Annotated in this window: 19 protein-coding genes; 12 read left to right on the top strand and 7 right to left on the bottom strand. The window is 34.8% G+C overall.

Translation table 11 applies throughout. The annotated features are described in order from the left end of the window. Window positions 1–208: 208 nt before the first annotated feature. Complete coding sequence (locus DEU39_RS23160) at window positions 209–2,989, bottom strand: TonB-dependent receptor plug domain-containing protein (protein ID WP_120233525.1); 2,781 nt, start codon at window positions 2,987–2,989, stop codon at window positions 209–211. Window positions 2,990–3,387: 398 nt separating this feature from the next. Then, complete coding sequence (locus DEU39_RS23155; RefSeq protein ID WP_120233524.1) at window positions 3,388–5,718, bottom strand: ATP-dependent helicase; 2,331 nt, start codon at window positions 5,716–5,718, stop codon at window positions 3,388–3,390. Between the two features lie 295 nt (window positions 5,719–6,013). Here DEU39_RS23155 and DEU39_RS23150 point away from each other — a divergent pair, with 295 nt between their 5' ends. From DEU39_RS23150 to secG, 3 genes are all read left to right on the top strand, one after another. Then, a complete protein-coding gene (locus DEU39_RS23150; RefSeq protein ID WP_047429324.1) occupies window positions 6,014–7,327 on the top strand; it encodes a M16 family metallopeptidase in 1,314 nt (437 codons plus the stop codon). A 51-nt stretch (window positions 7,328–7,378) separates the two neighbouring features. Next, on the top strand, window positions 7,379–9,424 hold the full coding sequence (locus DEU39_RS23145) for a M16 family metallopeptidase (RefSeq protein ID WP_062675390.1): 2,046 nt from the start codon (window positions 7,379–7,381) through the stop codon (window positions 9,422–9,424). Between the two features lie 133 nt (window positions 9,425–9,557). After that, the gene (gene secG / locus DEU39_RS23140) at window positions 9,558–9,899 is read left to right on the top strand and encodes a preprotein translocase subunit SecG (protein ID WP_062675391.1); all 342 of its coding nucleotides are present in this window, start codon (window positions 9,558–9,560) and stop codon (window positions 9,897–9,899) included. A gap of 51 nt (window positions 9,900–9,950) precedes the next feature. On the opposite strand, the gene DEU39_RS23135 is transcribed toward secG, so the two are convergent. Then, window positions 9,951–10,790, bottom strand: a complete 840-nt coding sequence (locus tag DEU39_RS23135) for a glycosyltransferase family 2 protein (protein ID WP_117753113.1) — start codon at window positions 10,788–10,790, stop codon at window positions 9,951–9,953. Further along, the gene (recR, locus tag DEU39_RS23130) at window positions 10,786–11,397 is read right to left on the bottom strand and encodes a recombination mediator RecR (RefSeq protein ID WP_034697032.1); all 612 of its coding nucleotides are present in this window, start codon (window positions 11,395–11,397) and stop codon (window positions 10,786–10,788) included. Before recR ends, DEU39_RS23135 begins: the two co-directional genes overlap by 5 nt. Window positions 11,398–11,634: 237 nt before the next feature. Here recR and DEU39_RS23125 point away from each other — a divergent pair, with 237 nt between their 5' ends. The 4 genes from DEU39_RS23125 (at window position 11,635) to DEU39_RS23110 (ending at window position 15,074) form a co-directional block, all read left to right on the top strand. Beyond that, window positions 11,635–12,240 (top strand): hypothetical protein, encoded by a 606-nt coding sequence (locus tag DEU39_RS23125; protein ID WP_062675394.1) that lies wholly within the window; start codon window positions 11,635–11,637, stop codon window positions 12,238–12,240. Between the two features lie 23 nt (window positions 12,241–12,263). After that, on the top strand, window positions 12,264–12,755 hold the full coding sequence (locus DEU39_RS23120; RefSeq protein ID WP_120233523.1) for a hypothetical protein: 492 nt from the start codon (window positions 12,264–12,266) through the stop codon (window positions 12,753–12,755). A gap of 80 nt (window positions 12,756–12,835) precedes the next feature. After that, window positions 12,836–14,278: an aminoacyl-histidine dipeptidase gene (locus tag DEU39_RS23115; protein WP_120233522.1), complete on the top strand. Its 1,443-nt coding sequence runs from the start codon at window positions 12,836–12,838 to the stop codon at window positions 14,276–14,278. A gap of 211 nt (window positions 14,279–14,489) precedes the next feature. Continuing rightward, entirely contained in the window at window positions 14,490–15,074 is a 585-nt protein-coding gene (locus DEU39_RS23110) for a TIGR00730 family Rossman fold protein (RefSeq protein ID WP_120233578.1), read from the top strand. A gap of 285 nt (window positions 15,075–15,359) precedes the next feature. Here the strand turns inward: DEU39_RS23110 and DEU39_RS23105 are convergent, their stop codons facing one another. Beyond that, the gene (locus tag DEU39_RS23105) at window positions 15,360–17,708 is read right to left on the bottom strand and encodes a S8 family serine peptidase (protein WP_120233521.1); all 2,349 of its coding nucleotides are present in this window, start codon (window positions 17,706–17,708) and stop codon (window positions 15,360–15,362) included. Between the two features lie 1,334 nt (window positions 17,709–19,042). On the opposite strand from DEU39_RS23105, the gene DEU39_RS23100 reads away from it, so the two are divergent. The 4 genes from DEU39_RS23100 (at window position 19,043) to DEU39_RS23085 (ending at window position 24,321) form a co-directional block, all read left to right on the top strand. Continuing rightward, complete coding sequence (locus tag DEU39_RS23100; RefSeq protein WP_147367642.1) at window positions 19,043–20,554, top strand: helix-turn-helix transcriptional regulator; 1,512 nt, start codon at window positions 19,043–19,045, stop codon at window positions 20,552–20,554. Between the two features lie 784 nt (window positions 20,555–21,338). Next, window positions 21,339–22,340 carry a hypothetical protein gene (locus tag DEU39_RS23095; RefSeq protein ID WP_120233519.1) on the top strand — a complete coding sequence of 334 codons (1,002 nt, stop codon included), beginning with the start codon at window positions 21,339–21,341 and terminating at the stop codon, window positions 22,338–22,340. Between the two features lie 936 nt (window positions 22,341–23,276). Next, window positions 23,277–23,720: a transposase gene (locus DEU39_RS23090; protein ID WP_120233518.1), complete on the top strand. Its 444-nt coding sequence runs from the start codon at window positions 23,277–23,279 to the stop codon at window positions 23,718–23,720. A gap of 295 nt (window positions 23,721–24,015) precedes the next feature. After that, the gene (locus DEU39_RS23085) at window positions 24,016–24,321 is read left to right on the top strand and encodes a helix-turn-helix domain-containing protein (RefSeq protein ID WP_120233517.1); all 306 of its coding nucleotides are present in this window, start codon (window positions 24,016–24,018) and stop codon (window positions 24,319–24,321) included. 174 nt (window positions 24,322–24,495) lie between these two features. Here the strand turns inward: DEU39_RS23085 and DEU39_RS23080 are convergent, their stop codons facing one another. Together DEU39_RS23080 and DEU39_RS23075 are read right to left on the bottom strand one after the other, a co-directional pair. Continuing rightward, entirely contained in the window at window positions 24,496–24,825 is a 330-nt protein-coding gene (locus tag DEU39_RS23080; RefSeq protein WP_076356547.1) for a 2Fe-2S iron-sulfur cluster-binding protein, read from the bottom strand. A gap of 12 nt (window positions 24,826–24,837) precedes the next feature. Continuing rightward, the gene (locus DEU39_RS23075; protein ID WP_120233516.1) at window positions 24,838–25,893 is read right to left on the bottom strand and encodes an NAD(P)/FAD-dependent oxidoreductase; all 1,056 of its coding nucleotides are present in this window, start codon (window positions 25,891–25,893) and stop codon (window positions 24,838–24,840) included. Between the two features lie 153 nt (window positions 25,894–26,046). Between DEU39_RS23075 and DEU39_RS23070 the strand changes: the two genes are divergently transcribed. Next, entirely contained in the window at window positions 26,047–26,817 is a 771-nt protein-coding gene (locus DEU39_RS23070) for a DUF3108 domain-containing protein (RefSeq protein WP_120233515.1), read from the top strand. The last annotated feature ends 163 nt before the right edge of the window (window positions 26,818–26,980 follow it).

The following is a 26,980-nucleotide window of genomic DNA, read 5'->3' as shown; positions in this document are numbered from 1 at the left end:
TTTTTAAAGAAAAACCATTAAGGAGGATTGAAGAAATAAAGTATAGTTAAGATGAATCTTTCTGATTCTTAAGCTTAAAGCGAATCTTATCTTAATACTCGTACACTCTTATTACATCTTAATGGTTCAAAAATAAAAGTTTAATTCATATTACATAAAGAAAAAACAGTTCAGGATTTCTGAACTGTTTTTTATGCATTTGTTTTATTTAAAAATTGAAATTCAATCTTGCAAAAACATACCTTCCATTCTGCCCAAACTGTGAAGTAGATCTTGAATAGATGAATTGGTCATTATTGGTAGAAGCAGTAAGGTTTTTCGTCGGATAGATATCAAACAAATTGTTTACTCCCAAAGTCAATCCTACATTTTTGGTAAACTGATAAGCAGCAGATAAATCCGTAATGATCTTATCTCCGATCTGCTGGTGTTCATTAAAATCAATAATTCCGTCTCCGTTTACATCAATAATATCGGCTCCTGTTACTTTTCCGAAATAGGTATTTCTCAGATATAAACTTGCATTCTTCCATGAAAGCGTATGAGAAAGACTGGCTTTCACTCTCGGTACTGCTTCTTCCAGATACACTCTTGATTTCTCAGAGAAATATACCTTCTCCAATTGTGGAGACTGCAGAAGTCCTGCAGAATGGATATCACCAACCTGTTTTGTTTTATTAAGGTTAATGGCAAAATTGTTATCCAACTTAAATCCAGAGAATCTGGCATTATGTGAAATTACAACGTCAACTCCTTTTGTTTCCGTATCAATGGCATTCGTAAAGAACTGCGCTGCATTGATTCCTAACTGATCATAAGCTTCCTGTGCTTTCTGAGGAACATTCGCTTTTAAGAACTGGTCTGTAAGAATAATACGGTTGTCAATTCTCGTGAAATATCCGTCTGCTGTAAAGGTAAGACTCGCTGAAGGAATTCTGTACGTAAATCCTACACTTGCTGATTTGGATGTTTCCTGCTTCAGTTTTGGCATATCCAAAAGCCCTGCAAGCTGAGAATCATTACTGAATGTTCCTACTTCCAAAAGCTGATTATTCGTAAATAATGTAGAGGTTACATTATAATAAATCTGGTGGATTGATGGCGCTCTGAATCCTGTAGATCCTGCAAATCTCACATTGAAATTAGGCGCCACTTTGATTCTTGAAGCTAGTTTGTAATTGAATGTAGACCCGAAATCCGAATAGTTTTCATATCTGGCTGCTGCATCCACTAACAACCAGTTGGTAAAGTTGAATTCCACATCTGCATAGGCTGCTACCGACTGTCTGTTTTTATCCACTGCATTTCCAGGTTTAAACCCGTTGAATACCTGTGATCCTCCCGGCAAGGGTTGTCCGAAAAAGTCTGTGGCTCTCTGACTTGGATCTCCGTTCCAGATATTTCCAAACTGGTCATATGTCTGATAGGAAGCTACTTCTCCCTGAGTAATTTTAAAATTCTCATAACGGTGTTCTCCTCCGAAGGCAACGTTAATCCCTTCCCATACATCATATTTTTTAGAGAAATCTAAATTGATGGTATTTTGAGAAAATCTTAGTCCTCCTGCATTAAACTCTCTTGGTGAAGCAAAACGCAAAGAAGTATTTCCTGTATTCTGAATATTATAGGTAAATGAATTCTGTCCGTATGTATTACTGAAATCAATATTCCAGCCTTCCCATTTTCCTTTAATTCCAGCTGCTAATGAGATATCCTGAATATCTGTTCCGATGTGTGGAAGATAACCATTTGGATATAATCCTGTAAACGTTCTGCTTTCTCTCGGTCTTCTGTAAAATCCTCCGGAAGTTCCATGTCTTAAACTGTATCCTCCAAAAGTATATACTTTCCAGTTGTCACTTACAGGGATTTCAGCATTCACAAAAAGCTGGTGATTGTTAAGTTTAGACTGTCCTACCTGCATATTAAAATCCTTTCTGACCTGCCCTCTGTAAGCCAGTTCCTGATCTGTCACATCAGCACTCAATAAAGACCAAAGTCCTTTCTGAATAACACTTCCTGAAGCATCCGTAATGTCTTTGAATGTATTTGCATTTTGTATATCAGAGAGTTGAGTTGCACTAAAATAGTTTACTCCCTGAGCATACTGATGTACATAATCAATAATCTGCTGTGAATTGGGAGTATTATTTATATTGGTAAAAAGAGAAGAAAGATTGACTCCGTCATTCAACGCACGTTGTTCTATCGCATTATAAGCGTTGTAGATTTTTCCACTTTCAGTACCGGCGCGGTAGGTAGGATTTCTGAATTGTGAAGACCAGGTAATATTAAAGAAACCTCCTTTGGTTCCGATTTTATTCCCATAGTTTAAATCCAGCTGAATATTCTGTCCGTCAAAATCCCCGGTATGATCATTTGCGGTTGGCGTAAGGTTTCCTCCATAACTGATCTGGCCTGCCAGTTTTCCTGTATCTCTTTTCAGATCAAGATTGATAACACCGGCAATGGCATCGGATCCGTATTGTGCGGCAGCTCCGTCTCTTAGTACTTCAATTCTGTTTAAAGCAAAAGAAGGAATGGCATTCAAATCAGTTCCTACCGTACCTCTTCCGGGTGTTCCGTTGACGTTCACCAATGCTGAAGTATGCCTTCTTTTTCCATTCACCAGAACCAAAACCTGATCGGGACCCAACCCTCTCAGCTGTGCAGGATCCAGGTGATCTGTTCCATCTGAATTGGTCTGAATGGTAGAAGTAAATGAAGGGGCAACCGCATTAAGAATTTGTCCGATATTGGTTTGTGGAAGGATAATAGAAGATTCTTTTACATTGAATACATCTACAGGAACCGGACTGTCTACTTTAGATCTGGCACCGGCTCTTGAACCTAGTACGACTACTTCTTCTACAGTATTGGTTTTTATAGTGTCTTTATGTGCTTTTATGCTGTCTTTTTCCTGTCCGTAAGTGAATACGCCGAGGAAAAATAAAACTGAGGCCGAAAGAATATTTTTCTTATTATTCATAGTTTAGAATTTGATTAACATTTATGTTTTTACAAGGTGCAAATGTAAAATTTATTTATTAGTCTACAAAACAGATAGACTTTGTTTTTGTAAAAAACTATTATCGTTTCTTTCTATCCCTCATTTAAAGTTATGATAAATTAAGGAAACATTCGTAAAAAACATTGCTTTATAGAAGATTAAGTTCATAATAAATATTGAAAAATGTTACCCACGCAAAGAAATAAACTGCTTATTGATTATTCTTCCGGTTGCAACGGCACTTCGTTCAGGAGAGGATTATCTTAGCTCGCGATCGAAAAATATACACAGCGTAATAGTCACATTGCGAACATGGCAGTCAAACAAAAAACGGATCCAAAAATTGAATCCGTTTCTTTTATATTTTTATTCTGAAATTAAATCTTAGTCAGTTTAGCATATTTCAGGATCAGATTTTTCTCTCCTTCATGCATGAAAACTACTTTTGCTTTGATGTTCTGAGGATCTGTTCCGTCTAAGAAAGTAACTTCTCCTATTCCAAAACGGTCGTGTCTCACTTTATCTCCTACTTCAATATCCTGAGAAGAAGCTCCGCTTGGATTGATAATTTTAGCAGTACTTACCGGTTTTAGTTTTCTGACTTCAGGAGCAGGTTTCGAAGTATCTCCTCTGTCGATGGTCTTTTTCTCAACCTTTTTGAAAGATCTCATTTCAGATGGATGCTCATCAAAGATATTGGATTTCACTCCTGAATTATTGATAAACCTTTTTTCCAAAGCCGGATTAAGGAATTCAATATATTCATCATCAATTTCGCTTAAGAATCTTGAAGGCTCAGCATCTGTAATTTTCCCCCATTGGAAACGTGAAACAGCATAAGAGAAGAAGGCCTGTTTTTCGGCTCTTGTTAAAGCCACATAGAATAATCTTCTCTCCTCTTCCAGGTCTTCTCTGGTTGCCGAGCTCATAAAGCTTGGGAAAAGGTTTTCTTCAAGTCCTACCAGATGAACCACCGGGAATTCCAGTCCTTTTGAAAGGTGAATCGTCATCAAAGAAACCATATCATCTTCCAGTTCTTTATCCTGAGTATCTGCAGAAAGGGCAATGTTTTCAAGGAAGTTGGAAAGACTAGGATCTCCGTCTTCAAGCTGCATCTGTTCTTCAATGAATCCCTGCATGGAGTTCATCAATTCCTGTACGTTTTCTACTCTGGAAATTCCTTCCGGAGTCTGATCATCTTTTAAAAACTTGATTAATCCGCTTCGCTTTGCTACTTCCATAGCCACACTGTAAGCTGTTTCTGTTTTCAGCAATACCTGGAAAGCCTTGATCATGGACCAGAAATCGTTCAGTTTGTTTAAAACGCCGTTATTCAAACCTAATTGCGGTGCATACATCGGAAGATTCTCCAATACTTTTGAAACTGCAATATTGTGGGCATCAGCAAAAACAATCAGTTTATTCTGTGTCGTTTCTCCAATTCCTCTTGCAGGATAATTGATAATCCTCATCAATGCTTCAGAATCATTTTCATTGATCAGCAGACGAAGGTATCCAATAAGGTCTTTTACTTCTTTTCTTTGGTAGAAAGAAAGTCCTCCATACACTTTGTACGGAATATTTTTACGTCTCAGTGCATCTTCAAAAGCACGCGTCTGAGAGTTGGTTCTGTATAAAATGGCAAAATCGCTGTATTTTCTCTGGTCCCGGTTACGAAGTTCCCAGATATTTCCAGCTACGAAATTGGCTTCATCAGCATCGGAAAGAGATCGGTATATTTTGATCTTATCTCCCTCTTCATTATCACTGAAGACATTTTTCTTAAACTGCTGCAGGTTTTTAGCGATAACAACATTAGCCGCATTTACAATATTCTGTGTGGAACGGTAATTCTGTTCCAATGATACTGTTTTGGCATCCGTATAATCTTTTTTAAAGTTTAAAATGTTATAGATATTCGCTCCACGGAAAGAGTAAATAGACTGTGCATCGTCTCCTACCACACAGATATTTTCGAATTTTGAAGCCAAAGCTTTTACAATAAGATACTGAGAGTGGTTGGTATCCTGGTACTCATCAACCATGATGTATCGGAATCTGTCCTGATATTTTGCCAGTACTTCCGGGAAACGGGTTAATAGTTCATTGGTTTTCAATAGCAGGTCATCAAAATCCATAGATCCGTTTCTGAAGCACTGATCCACATATTTCTGGTAAATCTGCCCAATGAATTTCATATTCGCTTTTTCATCCGCTTCCATCAGTTCAGGATTGTTGAAATAAGCTTTTACCGTGATCAGGTTGTTCTTATAGGTTGAAATTCTTGCCTGAACTTTTTTTGGTTTATAAAGATCTGCATCAATATTCATATCCTTCAGAACTTTTTTAATCACATTCAGAGCATCCTGCTGATCATAGATGGTAAAGTTGGAAGGATATCCAAGGTAATGGGCTTCAATTCTCAGAATTCTTGCAAAAACGGAGTGAAATGTTCCCATCCAAAGGCTTCTTGCATTGCTGTCTCCAACTACTTTTGCAATACGGTCTTTCATCTCGCGTGCTGCTTTATTGGTAAAGGTAAGCGCCAGGATATTGAAAGGGTCTATTCCGTTGTGTATTAAATGGGCAATACGCATAGTCAATACACGCGTTTTCCCGGAACCTGCTCCGGCAAGTACCATCAGAGGTCCTTGTAAAGAGGTAACAGCTTCATATTGTGATTCGTTGAGTCCTTTCAAATAGTCCATACAGCAAAAAAATTTTGGGAACACAAAATTAAGGTATTCGGAGGAGAATTCAAACTTTCATAGAGAAGTTAGGAATTTGAAGTATTCAGATAGTATTTGTCAATGGTCAATTTTGCTCCGCAAGTGAATTGTGAATGATTAGTCTTGGTCTCAAATCCCGCAACCCGAATCCCGTAACAAATTGACAAGCGAAGCGAATTCACCATTCACTATTCACCGTCACCTATATATTTCTACACATTCTGTAACATTTAATTCACTTTTCATACTAATTGATAAACAATTTCTAAATTTTATGAAAAAGCGACTTCTTTCTGCTGCTGCCGTAGCTTTCTTCGGGCTAATGCTGAATGCACAGCAAATCAAATTCGAAGAGTATGACCTTCCCAATGGTCTTCACGTAATTCTTCATCAGGATAACTCGGCACCAGTTGTAACAACAGGTGTAATGTACCATGTAGGTGCAAAAGATGAAGTAAAAGGCAGAACAGGTTTTGCTCACTTCTTTGAACACCTTTTATTCGAAGGAACTCCTAACATCAAGAGAGGAGACTGGTTTAAAATCGTTTCTTCAAACGGAGGGCAGAACAACGCCAACACCACCAATGACAGAACTTATTATTACGAAACATTCCCTTCCAACAACGAACAGCTTGGACTTTGGATGGAAGCGGAAAGAATGCGTCACGCTGTTATCAACCAGATTGGTGTAGATACACAGAGAGAGGTTGTAAAAGAAGAGAAAAGATTAAGAATGGATAACCAGCCTTATGGAAATCTTTTCACGACCATTCAGAAAAATTTATTTACCAATCACCCATACAACTGGCCGACAATTGGTTCTATGGAAGATCTGAATTCTGCTAAATTAGAAGAGTTCCAGGCGTTCTACAAAAAGTATTACGTTCCTAATAATGCTACTTTAGTAGTTGCAGGAGATATCAAACCTGAGCAGACTAAGAAATGGATTGAAACGTACTACGGAGGTATTCCAAAAGGAACCCTTTATCCAAAAGATTTCCCGAAAGAAACGCCTATCACACAGGAAAAAGAAGTGACTGCTACTGACCCGAACATCCAGCTTCCGGCATATGTATTCGCGTACAGAACTCCGGCTAACAAAGAAAAAGACGCGTATGTTTTAGATATGCTTTCTTCTTATTTAAGCAGCGGTAAGTCTTCAGTTTTATATAAAAAATTAGTAGACCAGGACAAAAAAGCACTTCAGGTAGCGGCTTTCAACCAGGGACTTGAAGACTACAGTATTTTTGCCTTCTTCGCAATTCCGATGGGACAGACTACAAAACAGGCTTTACAGACAGATATTGATGCGGAAATCAAAAAGCTTCAGACTACTTTAATTTCTGAAGAAGATTATCAAAAACTTCAAAACCAATACGAAAACCAGTTTGTAAATGCGAACTCTAGCATTCAGGGAATTGCTGCTTCATTGGCAACCAACCACGTATTGATGGGTGACACGAATTTGATCAACAAAGAAATTGACATTTACAGATCTATCACCAGACAGGATCTTCAAAATGCGGCTAAAAAGTATCTTAATTCCAACCAAAGAATAATCATCAATTACGTACCTGAGAAAAAGTAATCATTCAACTTTTAGGTGATAACATGATTATTAAAAATTAAATTTTTACAAATGAAAAAGCAATTAACATATATAGCTGCAGCATTTTTCTTTACAGGAATGGTTTCAGCACAAAAAATAGATCTTAATGCAATGCCGAAACCGGGACCTACTCCTGCGATTAACATTGCGAAGCCAAAAACTTTCCAGCTAAGCAACGGTCTTACAGTAATGGTGGTTGAAAACAACAAATTACCAAGAGTAAGTGCAAGCCTTTCTATGGACAGACCTCCATACAACGAAGGAGCAGTAACCGGAGTAAGCGAAATTATGGCTGAACAGTTCGAAAACGGAACTACCAATATCAGCAAAGATGATTTCAACAAAAAAGTAGACTACCTTGGAGCGAACCTTAATTTCTCTTCAGGAGGTGCTTCTGCCAATTCACTTTCAAAATATTTCCCGGAAGTTTTAGGTTTGATGGCTGATGCAATCATTAACCCTAAATTCTCTGCTGAAGAAATTCAGAGCTCTAAAGAAAGAGCTATCGAGGGATTAAAGTCTGAAGAAAAAAATGCATCTTCTATTGCTGAAAGAGTTTCTAACGCTTTGATGTATGGAAAGAATACGTCAAGAGGTGAGTTTGAAACCGTTGAGTCTATCAATAAAATTCAGTTAGCTGACGTACAAAATGTTTATAAAAAATACTACGCTCCGGATAATGCTTATTTAGTAATTGTTGGAGACGTAAAGTTTGACCAGGTAAAACCTTTGATTGAAAAAGCTTTCAATGGCTGGAAAAAAGCAAACACTCCTATTGCACAGTTAGAACCAGCTTCTAATGTTGCTAAAACAGAGATCAACGTAGTAGATGTTCCTTCTGCAGTACAGTCTGTTGTTTCTTTAAACAACCTGAACACTCTGAAAATGAAAGATGCCAACTACTTCCCTGCAACAATTGCCAACTATATTCTTGGTGGTGGTGGTGAAGCCAGACTTTTCATGAATCTTCGTGAGAAAAACGGATTTACCTATGGGGCGTATTCAAGTATGGTTGCCAGCAAGTATTCTCCACAATTCTCTGCAAGTGCAAGCGTAAGAAACGAAGTGACAGACAAAGCTGTTAAAGAATTCATGAATGAACTTAACGCTATTTCTACTGTAAAACCAGAAGAATTAGCCAATGCTAAAGCTAAACTGAAAGGATCTTTCATTATGTCTTTAGAGCAGCCGGCGACAATCGCAAGATTCGCTTTGAACCAAAAAGTTCAGGATCTTCCTGCTGATTTCTATACCAATTACTTAAAGTCTATCGATAAAGTAACTGCTGCAGATGTTTCCAATGCTGTAAAAGCTACTATTTTACCTAACCAAAGCAGAATTTTCATCGCTGGTAAGGCATCTGACATTTCTGAAGGATTGGAAAAATTAGGTTATCCTGTAAAATATTTTGATAAGGAAGCGAATCCTGTTGCAAAACCAACTGTACAAAAAGTGGATGCCAGTGTAACGGTAGCTTCTGTAGTTGACAAATACATCAATGCTATCGGAGGAAAAGCTAATCTGGCAAAAATCACTTCTTATACTACCAATGCCTCAATGTCTATGCAAGGACAAAACATCGATTTTAAAATCGTTAAGGCACAAGGCGGAAAGGAACTTACCACTGTAACAGCAATGGGACAGGTTGTTCAGAAGCAGGTTTTCGATGGAAAAACCGGTTATTCGATGCAAATGGGACAAAGGGTGGATATCACACCGGAAGAAATTGCTGAAAAACAAAAGAACCCTGAACTTTTCGAAGAATTAGGTTTTGCAAAATCTGCTGATTATAAATTAGGCGGAATTGAAAAAATCGGAGGGGAAGATTCTTATGCTATTAAAGGTGGAGATACCACCTATTACTATAGTGTTGCAACGGGATTAAAAACCGGAGAAACTAAAAAAGTAAAAGCTAAAGGCCAGGAAATGACCATCCCAACAACATTCTCTAATTACAAAGATGTAAACGGAGTTAAAATGCCTTACACCATCTCTGTAAGTCAAATGGGAATGGACATGACGATGACGGTAAAGTCTTATGAGATCAATAAGGCTACAGATGCGGATTTTAAATAAGAACACCTTATTTTTATACAAAAAACGGCAACAATTGTTGCCGTTTTTATTTTTATCAACATTTGGCGACATCTTTTTTTGTCATTCAGTAAAAAAAGATTAAATTTGCCCATTCAAAAAGATATAAGAATTAATGGATACTATATTTACACTACTAATGGTTCTTGTTATGGTTGCCAGTGTTTTATTGGTAATTATCGTTATGGCACAAAACCCAAAAGGAGGAGGCCTTTCCAGTACATTCGGAGGTGCATCATCTGCACAGTTCGGGGTACAGAGAACCAATGATTTCATGGAAAAAGCAACATGGACTCTAGGCGGAACTATCATCGTTCTTATCCTTTTAAGCGTTGTTATCACAGGTAAGCCATCTCAGACACTTCCTGCACAACAACCTGCTAAGAAAGAAGCTCCGGCTAAACAGTCAGCTCCTGCTTCTTCTACTACAACTACTCCGGTAGCTCCGGCAAAATAAGAAGAATATTATCTTACATACAACAAAAGCAACTCAAATTGAGTTGCTTTTTTATTTTAATTTGATCTTTTCAATCTGATGCCGAAGCTTTAATCCTGCTTTCAAAAAAGAATACTGTACAGGCTTCGATTCTTTATAATACTTATCAATAAAGATCTGCATGGCTCCATAAAATCTGTTGAGATATACTTCATCCTTAATTGTACTTTCTCCTTTATGGTGAAGGATAGAAACTTTTCCATAATAGAAGTTTTGATATCCGTTTCTTAAAAATGTATAGCAGAGATCAATATCTTCTCCATACATAAAATAAGCCTCATCCAATCCTCCTATTTTTTCATAGACCTCTTTTTTAGCCAATAAAAATGCTCCGGTGATCACATCTACCTCTGCAATGGCATTTTCTTCTATGTCGTTCCTGTAATAGGATTTCGAATTGTTCTTTTTAAAATTGGTAAACAGTTTTTCAAACGAGTTGAACATATCCGGAACTGAGCGTTTGCTTTCAGGAAGAAAATGACCTTCTGCATCATGCATTCTCACTCCCAGACATCCGAATGAAGGCTGGGCCTTTGCAAATTCCAGCAATTCTTTCATATAAAATCCTTCCAACTCCGTATCAGGGTTTAAAAGCAGAATATACTCTCCTTTTGCCATCTGAACAGCTTTGTTATTCGCCTTTGCAAAACCACCATTTGTTGTAGAAGATATAAAGTATACATTGGGAAACTCAGGGATAAGGTCACCCCATGAATTGTCTGTAGAAGCATTATCAATGACAATCACTTCATAATCTATTTCCTGTATATACTTTTGGAGCGACTGGAGACAGCTTCTGAGCAATTGGGTAACATTGTAATTAACAATAATAACGGACAGCTTCATATTAATCCTTTTCGTTGTAAGGCAGCCTGTTGATAATAGATCTTCCTAAAGAAATTTCATCGGCATATTCCAATTCATCCCCTACTGAAATTCCTCTTGCAATGCTTGAAAAATTCACATTGAAACTTTTAAATTTCTTATAAATATAATAAGCTGTGGTATCCCCTTCCATGGTGGCACTCAATGCGAAAATAAATTCCTTCACCTTTCCGTCATTCAGTTTCTTTTCAATGCTTGGAATATTCAGCTGGCCTGGCCCCACTCCTTCCATTGGAGAAATTTTCCCCCCGAGAATCAGATATTTTCCTGTATACTTTCCTGTATTTTCAATCGCAATCACATCACGTACATCTTCAACGATACAAATCAGTTCACCATTTCTCTTTTCGTTGCTGCATATTTCACAAATGTCAAAATCTGAAAAATTGTGACATTCTTTACAGTATTTTATTTCATTGACAAGATTAATCAGGGAGTTTCCAAGACTTACAGCTCTGGAATTGGGCTGCTTCAACAAATGGAGTGCTAATCTCAAAGCCGTTTTTCTTCCAATCCCAGGCAATCCCGAAATCTCATCTACTGCTTTTGCCAATACTTTACTAGGGTAATCCATAGGTACAAAAATAAGGATTAAAGTTGATAATTGATAGTGAATCGTGCATGGTCAATTCACTTCGTTTGTGAATTTGTATAAAGTGATTATTGACTATTGGCTTTGCGCAGCAAAAATTGACTATTGACCATGAGGTTAATGTCCCATTATGATATTTTATATTTCTCCCATACCTGAGAACACTAAAAAAACCTTTATATTTGCGGCTTAAATTAAATATGAAAAAAATAAACTGACATGGTACTTAACAATCTTAATTATCCTCTGGATTTCAAATTCAAAATCACTACTTTAGCAAGTGACTTCAACATTACTGACAAAAACGGAAATTATGTGGCATATGTTCGTCAGAAAATGTTCAAGTTGAAAGAAGATGTTATCATTTTTAATGATGAAAGCAAGTCTAAGGAACTTTTCAGAATCAGAGCGAATCAATGGATTGATTTTAATGCTTCTTATTCTTTGAATGATCTTATCGATAATAAAAACTTCGGTAGACTGGCAAGAAAAGGAATGCGTTCTATCTGGAAAGCAAGTTATGATATTCTGGATGCGCATGATCAGCCTAAGTTTAAAATTCAGGAAGACAGTGCATGGGTAAGATTCTGGGACAGCTTTGTAGGAGAACTTCCTATTATCGGAATGTTTACAGGGTATTTCCTTAATCCATCTTACACGGTAACAGGAATTGACGGAAAGGCTTATTTTAAACTGAAAAAGATGCCTTCATTCTTTGGAAGAAGATTCCAGCTGGACAGACTGATCGATATTGATGATGAGGAAGAAAGCCTGGTAATCCTTTCTTTATTGATGATGACACTTCTTGAAAGAGCAAGAGGATAAACAAATTATAAAACCACAAAGACATGAAATATGTAATCATTGTATTTTCCGCATTTCTATTGGTAGCCTGTAAAAAGGAAAAAGAAACTGTTTCAGGTTCTGTTCATGCCGATTCTTTACATATCGCTAAAGATACTGCTTCTATTGGGCCTTCTTCAGGAAATATTCTGGTGGGAACCATTCCGTTTCCAAAAGAAATCAAAGAATGTTCCTGCTATTTTGCAGCCAGCAAATCTGATTTTGAAAATGAAAGATATATCTACGCCGATGATGCCGGAAAAACAGCATACATGATGCTTGACGGTAAAAGACTGGCAATGAATCTCATTTCATCAAGTGATATGGAAGTAGATGAATTGCTGACCAAGGAAATAGAAAATGATGATTATAAAATTTCCGTAAAAGGTAAAAAAATAAAGGGCGAAGAAGCTTTACTTTTTGAAGGAACTCTCACTATAGAGAAACCAGACGGAACTACATTTACCACTCCGATCTATGGAGAGTGTGGATGTTAATAAAGCTAAATCCTACAAAAATGCTTCTGTATCTCACGGAAGCATTTTTTATTTCGTAAATTTGAGAAAAATAAATTTCAATGGAATTATCTAATATAGAACCGCAGATTATATGGAAAAATTTCTCCAGATTAAATGCTGTTCCAAGACCTTCAAAAAAGGAGGAAAAAGTAATAGCTTTTATCAAAGGATTTGGTGAAAATTTAGGACTGGAAACTACGGTAGATGAAGTAGGAAACGTTATTATTAAGAAACCGGCCACGGCAGGAATGGAAAACCGTAAATCTATTGTGCTTCAATCCCACCTTGATATGGTTTGCCAGAAAAACAATGATGTTAATTTCGATTTTGAAACAGAAGGAATCAAAATGGAAATTGACGGTAACTGGGTAAAGGCAAAAGGAACTACTTTGGGAGCTGATAACGGTTTAGGAGTAGCTACCATCATGTCTATCCTTGAAAGTTCAGATATTCCACACCCTGCATTGGAAGCTCTTTTCACGATTGATGAAGAGACTGGAATGACAGGTGCTTTAGGATTAAAACCAGGACAATTGACAGGACAAATTCTATTGAATCTTGATACGGAAGAGGATGATGAAATTGATATCGGCTGTGCAGGAGGTGTAGACGTGACAATCACTCAAACCTATGCTGCAGAAGCTTCAAAAGGACAAATTGTAAGACTTGAAGTAAAAGGTCTTCAGGGTGGACACTCCGGAATGGATATCCATAAAGGGTTTGGAAATGCCAATATTATTTTAGGAAGACTTCTTTATACCGGACTGGAAAACCAGAATATTGAATTGATCTCTATCGACAGCGGAGGATTGAGAAATGCTATCCCAAGAGAAGGAGTTGCTGTAATTTCAGTGAGAAATGCTCAGGAATTTATTGAAAATGTAACGGTTCTTAAAAAAGAGATCTTAGAAGAATTTGCTGCTGTAGAACCGGGAATCCAGATCAATATTGAAAACTCTACGTCTTCCGATAAAGCTATTTCAGAAGCAGATTCAAAAAAAGTGATCCTCACTTTAAAGGCTCTTCACAACGGAGTATACAGAATGAGCCCTGATGTGGCTGATCTTGTAGAAGCGTCCAACAACGTAGCAAGAGTAGAACTGAAAGGTGGAGAACTTAAGATCTTAAACCTTACGAGATCTTCTGTAGATTCTTCCAAATATTCAGTGGCAGAACAATTGAAATCGGTAGCAGAGCTGGCTGGAATGAATGTTGAATTCAGCGGATCATATCCGGGATGGAAGCCAAAACCAGGTTCAGAAATTGTACAATTGATGGAGAAGCTTTATACTGAAAAGTTCAGCGAAAAGCCTCATGTAGTAGCTTGTCATGCTGGTCTTGAATGTGGAATCATCGGTTCCAACTATCCTGAAATGGAAATGGTAAGCTTCGGACCTACTATCAGAGGTGCACACTCTCCTGATGAAAGAGCGAATATTCCTTCAACTCAGAAATTCTGGAGCTTCCTGAAAGATATTTTAGCCAATATCCCTCAGAAATAGAACATTAAAATAATTATATTAATATCCAAAGTCTTAGATTTTGGATATTTTTAGTTTTAGTCTGAATATATTTATTTAATTATAAAAGTGCTTCGACAGGCTCAGCATGGTATCTCTAATACTAACTGCTTTTTTAGAGATAATTTTTAGCAGCGTCATGCTGAGCTTGTCGAAGCATCTCAACAATAGTATAAAAAACAAATCTAATACAATGAAAAGTATAACCGTATTCTGTGGCTCAAGTTTCGGCACAGATAAAATTTATGAAGAACAGGCATTTCTGCTGGGACAAACTTTAGCAAAAGAAAATATACAACTGGTTTATGGTGGTTCGGAAACCGGTTTAATGGGAACAATTGCTAATGGTGCTTTAAGTGAAAAAGGTAAAGTAACAGGAGTCTTACCCCGGTTTTTACAGTCTAAAGAAATTGCCCATAAAAACCTGACAGAGCTTATTATAGTGGAGACCATGCACGAAAGAAAAACCAAAATGAATGAACTTTGTGACGGGGTTATCGTTCTTCCCGGTGGCTATGGTACGTTGGAAGAGTTTTTCGAGATGATCACATGGGCACAGCTGGGACTTCATCAAAAACCTATCGGAATTTTGAATATTGACGGATTTTACGATGATCTTATCAAACTTGTACAAACCATGGTGGATAAAGGATTTTTAAAACAGGTAAACAGAGATATGCTTCTGATCAGCGATACCATTGATGATCTGTTGGAAAAGATGAGAAATTATCAGGCTCCTAAAGTTGGAAAGTGGATTTCTAGGGAGGAGATTAGCTAGGCATTATAATTTAAATAAAACAAACCTGCATATCTTTAAGATTTCAACTAAAATTTTCAACTTCTTGTACTACTCGAGGTTTAAAGGATAAGCTATAATCCTTTTGACTTCGTTTTACATACTGATTTTTAATTTATTCCATAACATTACTTGAATTGTGTAACGCTATTTTAGGACGAGACAAATTATTTAATAAAAAAAGCTGTCTCATTTTTTGAGACAGCCTTTTTACCATTGCGGCCAATTTATCAAACAATTATAAGATCAATAAGTATTTAAAATTCATTACTTTTTGATAAATTTATAGCTCTTATTATTGACTTTCAGTAAGTAATTACCCTGAACTAATGAGGAGAGATCTATTTTCCCTCTGATTATCATTCCTTGTTTCATCAGCTTACCAGAATAATCATATATTGTATAGCCATCACCTTCTTTAGCATCTCTTACTGTAATCTCCTTATCAGCAGGATTAGGATATATTGCAGCATTACTATTTAATGAACCTGGGGCTGCTGGTGATTTAGGAGATGAAGCTGAAATATTTAATGAATAGCAGTTATTACTATTTGCTCCATTATATCCTATTACCTTTGCATAATAAATTCCTGCGGATCTGTTGTATAATGTCACACTTTCATTTGCCGTTGTACTTTCCGATTTACCAATTTGTTGTCCTAATGAATTATATACAAAGAGATCATAATCCACGCCAGCTGGCCCATTCAGTCCTACAGTAAGATTTCCTGCTCCGATAGTGAACTTATAAAAATCCTTGTCTATAGCAGATGATATAGCAGCTGTTATGGTTTGATTTATATTAACTGTTGCAGCTTCTGACAATGTTTCATTATATTCATATGCATTTACACATGATGGAGAAGTACCCTCGGATGTTTCACTTGAATCTTCTTTACCCGTAACAATAAGAGTATAATTTTGTAAATTTCCTACCAATGATCCTTTATGGCTTATTTCGATCCTGTATTGTCCGGCTGGAACAACTCCTAAGTCAACTCTTTCGAAGTTATCATTATTGTTGACGGCTTTAGCATTTGTAGAACGTGAGGTTAATACCCAAGGCAGATATTCCGTATTATCAATTACTTTGACTACTTTTACATCAAGATCATTTACTAATCTCTTAGTATTACTGTCGTTAAGCTGGTTTTGAGTTTGTACATTTCCTCCTCTGTCATACCATGAAATAGAAACGGTCAGAGGATTTATTCCGTCTGATTTTATAGTTAATGTATCAGTAGCTAGATTGTTGAGCGTTCTATTGTCAATAAGCGAAGTTTTTCCTTTTGCATTGATCGCTTCTACCATTTTCTTAACATTAAGCAAGCCCCATCCGAACATGGCATCAGGACCTTCAGCTCCAGCATCATCAGCTGTATGAAGGGCAAGACCTTTAAGCTCTGCTCCCAACATATATCTTTCTTCCACATTACGGCTGTGCTGTTGAACAAGAGCTAAAGACCCCATCACATTCGGAGACGCCATAGAAGTTCCGCTATAAGTATTATAAGAATTATTACTTGGTGTACCAGGGCTATATTCATTGACAGATGTATTAGGATCATCTGGTATCTGCGTATCTGGGATATAAGCTACCGATGAATAAACTCCGGTTCCATTTCCCGTAATATCGGGTTTAATCCTTAAATCGTCAGTAGGACCTTGGCTGCTCGTATCATTAATTGCAACGCTTACAAGATTACCATTTGTTCCGATATTGGCATCTTGAGCATTCGCTACAACCAATACATTTTTAGCGGTTGCTGCTGCGGTTAGTTTATCATACATATTTGTTGAACCTCCCATTGGACTTGCATTAATAATTTTCCATGTCCTGGAACTTTGATCCCAATAGTAATTCGTACCATCATTGCCTGCTGCTTTCACTGCCAGATATGAAGGTGCATTAAACAAAATATTATCCCAGTTTCTCGATTCAGTTAAATATGCGCCAAAATACCAATCTGGTAATGTATGAGAAATCCAGCCATAAGAATGATTTGACAATAATAACCCATTAGCTGCTGCCGAAACAGCCTCAGAGGTATCATTATTCCAGTCGTAAGAATTAATATTAGACTTTGGTGCCATACCCTTTGCATTGCTCACCAAACCTGATGCTCCCACTGTTCCTCCTACATGCGTAGCATGGTCATCTGCTATTGCTCCGTCCTTTACTGTAATTCTGGAACCAAACTCCTGATGAGTTTTTCTGATAGAACCAGCATCCCATACGGAAACAATCATATTCTCTCCATTTAGATTAAGATTTAAAGAACCTCCCGTATTAAGATGATTGGCTCTTGTAGATTTGGCAGCGTTTACATTATTATTGGTAAAATAGACAGGAGTTCCATTTTCGTCTATTTTCATAAGCTGTCTTGTAGAGCCATCTTTTTCTTTTACAATTAATGGAATATTATTTTCTTTAGCATAGGCATCTACTCTACTTTTTTCTTCTTCTGCTGTTCTTGAATACTGTTCAAATAAGTTATTCAACTCTTTCTGGTCATATTTTTTTGTGATTTCTTTACGATCAGCTTCAGTTTGCGCAAAGAAAAATGCCGATGCAGACATTGTCAGCAGTGTACTAAAAAGGATTCTTTTTTTCATTTTTTTGATTTTAATAATTAGTAATTAATAATCTGATATGTACTTACGCGTATTGTACTTTTCAAAGTTAAGTGAATTAACCCTTCCTTACCTTACTCAAAAAACATCAATACTATTCAAATAACATCATATATCAACATAATGAGAATTATATATTGTATTTCAATAATTATTCTCTGACTTAGAGACTATTATATAAAATATGAACAGAGCCACAGAAAGAAAAATAATATCGAAATATGTCAATAAAAATGAGTTAAAATTAATACAAGAGTCTCTCAATATATCATTGAGATTATTATCAATTAGAATACTTGATAATCATTAAATAGTTTTAAAAATCGATTTCGATTTAAAACCACTATTTAACAACCTATTTAAGTTTATTTGCGCTAATTTGAGTTCACTACTATAAAAGTCCACACTATAAATTTGCTGGACAATAATTGCACACTAAATAATATATAGCTTTCTACATTTAAACTACAAAGTTTTACTGTAGATGACATTATTAAATGATGGTATATTGAAAAAAAACATTTTATACGAAAAACAAAATTATTAAACTTAGCTTTGTTTGGGTTTTCAGTATTATGTGCTCCCAAAAAGCAGGAATAAACACTGTAAATCCTACACAAGCATTATAATGTAAACGGAACAGCAAGACTTAGAGACCTCACCGGCCTAAACAATCCGCCAACCTCTATCCCAACGGGAACTATTCCTAACATGCAGGAATCCAAAAACTTTCCAAATGTTGTTGGAAACAGAATCGACGGAACTTTAAAAGCAGTACTTTCCCAGAAATAAAAAATGATAAAAAACTACAAAATATTAGCTTTGAGGCCGCAACCCATAATATAAAACCAATGCTCCCCTACAAAGTATTCCTGACATTTATTAGGTGGCCCGCGGATCCAACATTACACTCCCAACCTTTACTAGCTCTGCACCTATATCTTTTCCTGCTTATTCAGATTAAAAAGTGTATGATTTAAAAATTTTAAATAAAGAAAAGAACAAAGAACGAATGTTATTAGATGCTCCCAAAAAAGTCTTAGTGATTGTTATCAAATCTAAAATAGGCTAAACTTTTACATTTAAGAAATACCAGCTTATCAATTGAATTATAAGTCAACGTCCTTTACCATCATTCTTTCAGTCGAAAAACATGCACAACCTCTCAAAATAATAATATATCTAAAAAACAACAAATAACTTTATTAAAACTTGGAACAACTATTGTTTTAGAGATAAAAAAACTAATTTGCGTATTTTTGAGTATAACTTTATTTATATAAAAAAATATTTTTGTAATACAATAATAAAAAGATATGAGTGTATTTAACTTAAATAATAAGTTAATTTTTGCTTTAACACTTTTACTTCTGTCATCAATAAATTTTATGCAAGCTACAATAACAGCAAGAGACAGTTTAAAAGTATTAATTGCCAGTAGTTATAAAAATGACGTATTTGATAATCATAAAGACGTGCTTAGATATAGCACCGAACTATATTATCTTGCCAAAAATAAAGACGACAAAAAAAGTATGTTATTTTCTTTATTTGAACAGTCCAGAATTTATTTTATGGAAAATAAATATGGAGTTACTTTAAAAAAAATAAATGAAGGGATTAAACTTGCTAAAGAAATGAATGACTACAACTTTCTTTGTAGATTTATCATCATTTATCAGAAATTACTCAATCATCTTGATTATAGCAATAAAGAGATCAATGTTTTTATAAGTAAGTGTATTGAGCTTAATAAACGCGTACAAAATAAAGATGACAGACGGATAAATACAATATATATCCTCGTTGCCAAGGCAGATAATTATGTTAACAATGAAGGGCTGGCCAACAATATGAATGAAGTCATTTCTTTAAAGATACAGGCTTATAATGAATCTTTAAAAATAGAAAATAACAACCCATTAAAAATTTTCACTCAGATTTACGCATTACAATCACTAAGCTGGTCTTGTGCACTTTCGAGAAAATTTGAAAAAGCAAACTCTTACCTTGCTTTAACTGATCGTTTACTTAATCAAAACCCTAATTACTATTTTACAATAGACTGCCTCATCACTAAAGGCGCCATAGAAAATATCCTAAGAAATCATCAGAAAGCTATTTTATATTTCCAAGAAGCTATTGACAAATCAGAAAGATCTCAAGCCATATTTCAACTTTACACAGTATTTCCAATGATTTCCGCATCTTATGGGGAACTGAGTGATTATCGAAATGCTATGACTTATTCATGGAAAGCACAAGATATGACTAAAAAACTTCGAGAACTGAGAGTACAGGGGCATAATGCTTCTATAATTAATAATATAAATAAAGAGATATCTCATTTAGATGAGAAACAAAGCTTTCCTTATAGTACTGTATCTGTAATTCTTATCCTATTTTCCATTGCCATATATTATTATCTCAATAAAAAGAAAAATAGCAATAATAATAATACAGCTCTATCCAAAGAATATAAGGCAATACATTTTGATAATTCCACTAATGGATATATTCCGGAAAACAATGCTGAAGATAATAAAAAGCTTGTAAATCTTGTTAAAGAAGATATTAATACATTTTATATCGAATTTGAAAAAAATTATCCTTCTTTTCAAGTTATATTAAAAGAAAAATATCCAGAATTGAACTTATCAGATATTAATTTCTGCTCTTTAATAAAAATGAAATTCGATATTAAGCAAATTGCAACCTATACCAATACTACTTTAAGATCCGTAGAGAGTAGACGTTACAGAATTCGTAAAAAGATGCAGCTGCAGGGGCAGGATGACCTCTACATTATTATTTCCAATATAGGATAATATTTTCATTGATTACAAAATAAATACATCTAATAAATCTAAAACCTCAACAATATATCATTCTTTAAGATATGTTGCTGTTTTTTGCGTAAGTCCCTTATTTACAAAAAGCTGTATTTTTGAAAATGAAATAAAGAATTAATGTTTGAGGGAACATTTAATTACAGAGTTTTATTTTTTTTCATCAATGTTTTTAGACAGATCATTTGTATCTTTTGATCTGTCTTTTTTAAAACTATTGTTTTAAAATATCGTAACCTGTTATCTTATTGACACAATCAACTCATAAGGATATAATATAATTTCTACTCTTTAGTTTTATTACAGTAGAAGGCCTCACTAATCAAAAGTTAATATTTGAATCTGTGTATTTTTCATAAACACCCCTGTTTGTGATTACTTTTGGAGGTCTTCTTTTTAATGTTTTCTTACATACAATGTTCATTTCTATTACATTAGCACCTTTATTTCCTGCTATTTTTTTGTCACTATTCTCTCTATCTGACAATTTTCTATGGCACTTATTATAAAAATCCTTTTTAAGACTTTTTTACAGTATTTTGAGATTATTTGCGTGTTGTTCTCACTTTACCTTTCCTATACATTTGCACTCGAAATTATTCTCAATTATCATTAGCAAGGTCGTTGTACATAAGATTTGTATTGGGACAAAAAGCAAATGATGAATATAATAATACAATAATTATATGCCTGTAATGATTGTATTCCAACATTTAAATATTTAAACATTTAAAGACACAACAATTTTTAAAAAAAATAAATTATGAAAAAGAACATTACTTTGACGTTCTCAATTATGGCAGGATCTCTGCTATTCGGACAGGTAGGTATAAACACATCCACCCCACAAACTACATTAGATATCGTTGGAAAAAAAGGTTCCACAGATAAGGACGGGCTTACTCCGCCACGTCTTACCAGAGCTGAACTGACAGCAAAAGGAGATGCATTATATACAGCCTCTCAAGATGGTACAATTATATATATTACTGATATTTCAGGGGGAAACAACACTAATCAGAGAGTTAACATATTGCAGACAGGATACTATTACTTTGATAGCACAGCAAATGTATGGCAAAAAATAACCAGTAAAAATGAAGTTGCAGGTTTAGAACCATGGCAAATTACAGGAAGTACGACAAAAGCTAATTCTAACACTCAAAATATATATCAAAACGGTGATGTTGCGATAGGTGATTACAGCGCAACAGCAGCAACAGAAAAGCTTGACGTAAACGGAAATGCCCGCATAAGACAAATTCCTGATGCAAATCCTATAACTCATCCATATAAAATAGTTGCTAAGACTGATGGAACATTAGGTAAAGAATTAGATATAACTGGTTCCGTACAATTCACTACAGGTTCTTTTCAAAATCTTGATTTGACTAATACAACCAGAGCAAATCTTAAGGATATTTATTTCTTCAGCCATGGAGCAACAATTACCTTACCTAAAGCCACTATTGCATTGGTAGGAGTAGAAATAACTTTTTATATTTCGGGAGGAGCCGCAGACTCTTTTACAACAGGATTAACGCAAGAATTCAGTGTAAGTATGCCAGCAACAGATACTACTGCAAACCTTATTCTGAGTGATTCTAATAATACCAGCCCTTATAGCAACTTAATATCTTCCTGGAATAATACTAAAGTTACTTTTGTAAACAACAGATCAAGAATATTCAGAGCTTTAAATTTTAAGCTCGTAAGTAATGGACAAGGAATTTACAGATGGATGTTCTGGGCAAGTGGAGTATAAATAATATAATGTTTTATTAGTTTCATATAAAGTTTTATCAACTTTTGTAGTCAGGCAGGTTTTAACCAATCCTGCCTCTACTTTTTAGTATTTTTAAAAAAAATAATTATAAATAATTTGAAAAAATCTCAGCAAGTAATAAATGGTACTTCATCATAAAAGAAAATAAAATTGACAGTACAATTTCTTAAATATTGAGCTGATAAGACTAATTGCCAGTCAGAAGAAGCTCTATAAAAATAAAACAGATGCAAAGGCATTATTCAAACCATTAATATAGCTTATTAACTTTAATAATTTCACCCTGTTTTTACGAGCAGCATCGTGCAGATAATTTTTATTATATTCTGCACGGCTGCTTATAAAAACATCCTAATCCTCCAATGATTATTTCTGCTTTACAAAATATAGTCATTTCAAAATACTTTCATCAGTAGTTATCTTTAAAACGGCCAATCCAGACCGGACATCCTATAAATTTTTATGGATTATTCTGAAAAGCCCTGTTTAAAGATATTTTACAATCGTTTGAGTTAATTTGCGTATTGCCTAATATAACTCATATAAATACCTTAGCATCAATAAAATTTTTTGGGATTATGAACAAATAAGGCTTGTGAAATATTGATTTAGCAAATGATTAAATTATTAAAATCACTACAACAAGCCTTATTTAAATTAAATACTAAAAAATGCCCACTATAAAAACACAGGCTTACATTTTTAATCTAAATAAAAATTTCTTTATGAAAAAAATTATATTGATTTTTTCCTCTGATACCAGTCTTAATAATGGATACAAAGAAGTATTTCATAGTAAAATAAAGTTCTTTAGTTTTTAATCATGGTTTCTTATGAGCAGCAAAGTGCAGGTGATTTGTGTATTATACCCTGCATAGCTGCTTTCAAGAGTCTTTCTTAAAATAAAACTTTTTAATGATAAACAATTTCAAAGATATTCATATAGGTAAAATGATCCTGAAGTGTGTAGAAGAAAAAGATATTGAAACAACAAGAATATGTTCTTTTTTTAAATGCTCATTGGATGAAATTGAAAACATGTATGAATCTGAAAATCTTGATACCGAACTTCTGCTCAAATGGAGTAAATTACTTGAATATGATTTTTTCAGAATATTTTCTCAACATTTGATCATGTATTCACCTCCTTCCAAAGGGTTGCAGACAGAATTTAAAAGGTCCGGATCTTCTCTTCCTAAATTCAGAAAAAACTTATATACAAAGGAGATTATTGATTTTATACTGGAGCAGGTAAGTAATGGAACTAAAACAAAAAAACAGATCATTGAAGAATACAGAATTCCCAAGACCACATTGCATAAATGGGTTAACAAATATCTCCCTCAAACAAACGTCTAGAAGATACTGCAAGATCGATATATCCAGGTAATATATCATGAAGGTAACACAACATTAGTTTTACAATAATTAGTTTTGGTTTTTCTTATGAGCAGTACAATGCAGATAAGTGCTCATCTACATCTGCATTGTCTGCTTGTAAAAATGTATATATTTAAAAATATTCAAAAAAGATTATTAATTCTATTCTTGAGCAGTTAAGTAACAAAATACAGGTCATTGAGGAGAACAAAATTCTCAAGATGATATACCACAACAAATGAATTAACATATACCTACATCAAAAAAACACCGTATGAAGCCTGACTACCGAAAGATTTACCAAGATATAATAGCATTAAAATATCCGGAAAAAGAAGTACGCTGCAGAGATATACTACAAAATGAAATTCTCTCTCTCAAAGATGTTATGAAGCTTAACTCTATTATTTTTGAAAAATTAGATATAGAAAATCAAAAGCATAAGTCTTATGACAAAGAAATGATATTTTATATTTTAGATTATCAAAAGAAAAATAATTTAAACAATATACAGCTTGCTGCAAAATTCAAAATGAGCAGAAATACTGTTACGAAATGGAAAAAACTATTTAAAATATAAAACATCATCATCCAGTTAAGTTATTTTTTTTCACATTTGTTTTTTGGAATCAACAGATTTTTTTCTGTTGGTTCCTTTTTCATAAGTAAATTCAACGTATTATTAATTTCCATATAAAAAGCTCCTGAAAATAAATCTTCAGGAGCTTTTTTTATTAAGATTAAAAAATATTTTCTAAGGATAAGGAGCAATTTCCACTTCGAGCCCTTCCATGGCATCGGCAATATGTAACTGGCATCCCAATCTGCTGTTATCTTTCACATGGAAAGCCTCAGCCAGCATGGCATCTTCTTCATCTCCCATCGGTTCCAAACCGGGATCATTTATTACATATACCTGGCATGAAGCACACATCGCCATTCCTCCGCATACCCCAATAGTACCTTCTTCTGCCAATTCGTAGGAACGGATAATTTCCATTAAGTTCATGGACATATCCGTAGGAGCTACGACATCGTGGATTACACCTTCTCTGTCGGTGATTTTAATATTAACGTCTGACATAATTCTGCAAAATTAGTCAATTTTTTTCACAACTGCCTTCTCTGCTTCTTTACGGCTTCCGTCAAATCCGTCAACACCACTTACCGTTGTATATTTTAATACGAATTTTTTACCAGGATTTAGTCTGTTATACACACTCTGACACATTAAAGTCGCTTCGTGGAAACCACAAAGGATCAACTTCAGTTTTCCAGGGTACGTGTTGATATCTCCGATTGCATAGATACCATCAATATTGGTTTGATAATCAAGAGCATTGTTTACAACAATTGCATTTTTTTCGATATTCAGTCCCCAGTTTCCGATCTCTCCCAATTTTGGAGTCAATCCGAATAATGGAATAAAATAATCTGTTTCAATATCATAAGCATCCTGCCCTTCTACTTCTACAGTGATCGCTTCTACTTTTCCGTCGCCTTTAATACCGGTAACTTCAGCAGGAGTAATTAATTTGATTTTCCCCTGGTTTTTCAGATCCTGAACTTTCTCTACAGAATCCAAAGCTCCTCTGAACTCATTTCTTCTGTGGATCAAAGTCACTTCACTTGCAACGTTTGAAAGGAAAACACTCCAGTCCAAAGCAGAATCTCCACCTCCGGCGATCACTACTTTTTTGTTTCTGAAATGTTCAGGTTCTTTAACGAAATATTCAAGACCTTTCTCTTCATAATCAGCAAGATTGTCGAAAGTAGGCTTTCTAGGCTCAAAAGTTCCTAATCCACCTGCAATGGCAATCGCTTTACATCTGTGAACAGTTCCTTTATTTGTGATCACTTCAAACCACTCATCATCTACTTTTGTATAGGAAACCGCTGTTTCTCCTAAAGTAAATCCAGGTTGAAACTGCTTAATCTGCTCCATCAAATTATCTACCAATTCTCCAGCATTCACGGAAGGATAACCTGGGATATCGAAAATAGGTTTTTTAGGATAAAGTTCTGCCAACTGCCCTCCCGGCTGAGGAAGTGCATCAATAATATGACACTTCATTTTTAATAAACCAGCTTCAAAAACTGCAAAAAGTCCTGTAGGTCCCGCACCTATGATCAATATATCAGTGGTTATCATAATCTTTAAGATAATTTAATTATACATGTAACTGCAAATTTACTAATTTTAATGCGAAGCATATTTAATTGATTCTAAATAAAAACCTGAGATTTGTCAAATATCTATCATTTAAGATTTTAAATTTGGCAATGTTTTTGTAAATGTCTTGTTATGAAGAAAATTTCAATCCTTTTTGCATTATTAATATTCTTTTTTGGCTCAGCCCAGATTGATAATATCGCGGATGGCGAATCTATTACTCTTAGAATTCACTATGGTTTCCTTAATGCAGGAACTGCCAACCTTACTACCAAGCAGACTACCTACAAAGGAGTTCCTCATCTTTATGTAAAAGGAACAGGACAAACCACAGGTGCTGTAAAAGCATTCTTCAAAGTAGAAGATTTATATGAAAGTTTTATTAATACGCAGACAGGATTACCAAGTTTCTATGTAAGAAATGTACGTGAGGGAAGCTATCGACAGCATTTTGAAACAGTTTTTAATCATGATAACAACACTTTAATTTTAACTGATAAAAAAACTCCGGCCAATGGTTCTAAGGTTTTAAAATCAGTAAAAGGCGTTCAGGATATGCTTTCCTGTTTTTATTATTTAAGAAGTAAAAGCCCGGATGAACTGAAAGTGGGAACTGTTATTAATATGAATGTATGGATTGATGATGAGATGTTTCCTTTCCAGCTGAAAGTAACAGGAACAGAAAACTTAAAGACAAAATTCGGAACCATCAATTGTTTAAAGATTATTCCATCTGTAAAGAGCGGAAGAGTATTCAAAGAAAAAGAAGGCGTAACCATGTGGGTTTCCAATGATGCCAACCACGTTCCTATGTTATTGAAAGCAGAACTTGCAGTAGGATCACTGAAAGCAAGTATTGATGATTACAAAAACGTAAAATATCCTTTAAAGTTCAGCAACTAACAATCATCAGTTTTAAAGATACAGCCTGTAAATTTTACAGGCTTTTATATTTTAATTAAATACATAAAAAACTCCTGTAAAAACTACAGGAGTAAAAAATTATAATTGTTAATAATGTTGTGAAGTCTATGAAAAGCTTCACTCTAGTGCAGTAAAAAAATAA

It is taken from the genome of Chryseobacterium sp. AG363 (assembly GCF_003610675.1).
Classification (GTDB): domain Bacteria; phylum Bacteroidota; class Bacteroidia; order Flavobacteriales; family Weeksellaceae; genus Chryseobacterium; species Chryseobacterium cucumeris.
The sequence above is the reverse complement of the archived record's forward strand: the minus strand, read 5'-3'. Positions and strand labels throughout refer to the sequence as shown.